Genomic DNA, 2,192 nt, shown 5'->3' on the forward strand with positions numbered 1-2,192 from the left:
GGCGGCGCCCGTAAGCCGGACGGTGGTCATGGCGGCCGCGCCGATCGCCCGCTCCTCGGCCGGCAGCGAGACCATGATCTTCTGGCTCATGAAGCTCCAGGCCAGGCCAAAGCCTGCGCCCAGCACGGCGCCGGCGAGCGCGACGGACACGACGCCGCCGCGCACGAAGGCGGGTGCGGAGAGGGCGACCCCTAGCGCGGCGACCACGCCCCCGGCGACAATCAGCCGGTTGGGCCAGCGCCCGCCCAGGCTGGTCACCGCCAGGCCGGCCACCGTCCAGGCGAGGGACTCGGCGCTGATCACATATCCGGCTCCCGTGGCCGAGAGGCCGTGCAGGGTCTGCAGGATGGCGGGGCCGTAGATCGCGAAGCCCATGGAGGCCACGGTCATCAGGAACATGGTGGCGTACCCCGCGCCGGCGGCGGTCCTGAGGTCGCCGGAGGCGAGCGGCAGCATCCTCACCCGCGCGCGGGCGTCCCACCGCACCAGCAGCACCAGCAGCACCATGGCGAACGCGATGAGCGCGAGCGCCCCGGCCGCGCTGCCGGCCAGGTCCGCGAAGCCGATCGCGCCCACCGCCACGGCGATGACGACCAGTTGCCAGACGGGCACGCCAGCCCCGGCCCTGCGGCCGTCGCCCTTCGGCAGCATCCACAGCGCCGCCATCCCGACCGCGAGGCCCTGGATGGCGAACGACCAGAACGCCCAGCGCCAGATCCCGGCGTCCGCGAATACGCCGCCGAACAGCGGCCCCAGCAGGCTGGCGATCCCCCACACCGCCGTCACCGCGGCGTAGACCTTGGCGAGCGTCCGGTCGGGGAACAGCAGGCCGATGGCCACCGAGCTGAACCCGGCCACCCAGCCGCCGCCCAGCCCCTGCAGCACCCGCCCGGCCAGGAAGGTCGCCATGTCGGGCGCGGCTGCCGAGAGCGCGCACCCGGCCGCGTAGAGCGCCGCGGTCACCGCCACCCCGGCCCGCAGGCCGACGATCTCGGCCAGCCGCCCGGAGCTCGCGCCCGCCGCCACCGATCCCAGCAGGAAGCCCGCCGTCGCCCAGCCGAACCAGGCATAGCCGCCGAGCGAGGCGCCCACCGCCGGCATGATGGTGGCGGTGACCAGGCTGTCGGCCGCCGCCAGCCAAACGCCCAGGCAGATCAGCACGAAGCGCGGCGCCCGCCCCTCGGCCAGCACGTCGGCCCAGCCCGTCCGTTCGGGCGCAGCGGCGGTCATCGGGGCGGCTCCATCCGCCGCAGGTAATGGGGCGGCGTAGCTTTGGGAAGCGCTCAGGCGGCGGCGAGCGCCAGCACCCGCTCAATCGCGGCGCGCGTGCGCCCATTCTCAAGGGCCAGCTCGTAGCAGTGCGGCGCGCCTGGGTGATTGTAGACGGTCAGGTCGGCGTCAGCGGCCAGCAGGGCAGCGACCGCCTCGTCGAGCATCGCCAGCCAGTCGGGCCGGTCGCCGCCCGCACGGAGGACCAGCAGCCGGGCGCCAGCCGCGGCTAGCCCAGGCGCCGCGGCGGCCAGGCTCATCCGCGGGCGACTTCGGCTGTGGGCTCGCCAAACCCAGGCGGCGCCCCGACCACCGACGAAACAAGCGCCGCCCGCTGCGGGCGCAATGGGCGCCCCCCACTAAGCAGCTCAGCCGCCATGACTGCACCGCCGGAGACCAGAACTGCGGTGACGCGCGCGAGGTCCAGCCCGCGCGCTGGCCCCTCGGCGGCGAGCCAGGCCAGCACCTGGTCCGTCTCCGCCAGCGCCTGGTCCAGCCGCAGCTCGGGCCAGCCGAGCGTGTGGTCGAACATCAAGGACGCCACGCCGCTCGCCGCCAGGGCGGCCGCCCAGTCGCGTACATGGCCGCTGTGCGCATCGTCACCCGCATCCCGTCGGGAACGGGACCGTGGACCAGCAGCGCGACAGGCCCGGGTCGCGCCGTCGCGGGGCTCGCGACATCGACGAGCAGCGGCGTGCCGTCGGCCCGCCGACCCACGTCGAAGGTCTCGCGCACGGCTTCGGCCGCGCGCAGCGGGTGCAAAACGCTGAATGGGAATAGGGCGCGCCGTTGCGCGCCGCCCCCATTGCAGGGGCTGAAAGGCGCTACGTCAAGCCCGCGCTGCGCACGTCCATTGCCTGTTTACGCAGATCGCGACAGAGTCCCGCCCGGCGAGCCGGCGCCTTCGCCGGTCGATGGGAGGC

The 2,192-nt window shown here is 74.7% G+C and carries 3 protein-coding genes; all 3 read right to left on the reverse strand.

Annotation, left to right across the window (positions count from 1 at the left end; translation table 11 throughout):
- The coding region (locus tag VHK87_RS08050; protein ID WP_329634388.1) for an MFS transporter at nt 1–1,230 on the reverse strand (1,230 nt) is incomplete at its 3' end.
- A 53-nt stretch (nt 1,231–1,283) separates the two neighbouring features.
- The gene (locus VHK87_RS08055; protein ID WP_329634389.1) at nt 1,284–1,529 is read right to left on the reverse strand and encodes a hypothetical protein; all 246 of its coding nucleotides are present in this window, start codon (nt 1,527–1,529) and stop codon (nt 1,284–1,286) included.
- Entirely contained in the window at nt 1,526–1,801 is a 276-nt protein-coding gene (locus VHK87_RS08060) for a hypothetical protein (RefSeq protein WP_329634390.1), read from the reverse strand. The genes VHK87_RS08055 and VHK87_RS08060 overlap by 4 nt, the downstream gene beginning before the upstream one ends.
- Between the last annotated feature and the right edge of the window lie 391 nt (nt 1,802–2,192).

This window comes from Phenylobacterium sp. (genome assembly GCF_036263695.1).
GTDB lineage: Bacteria > Pseudomonadota > Alphaproteobacteria > Caulobacterales > Caulobacteraceae > Phenylobacterium.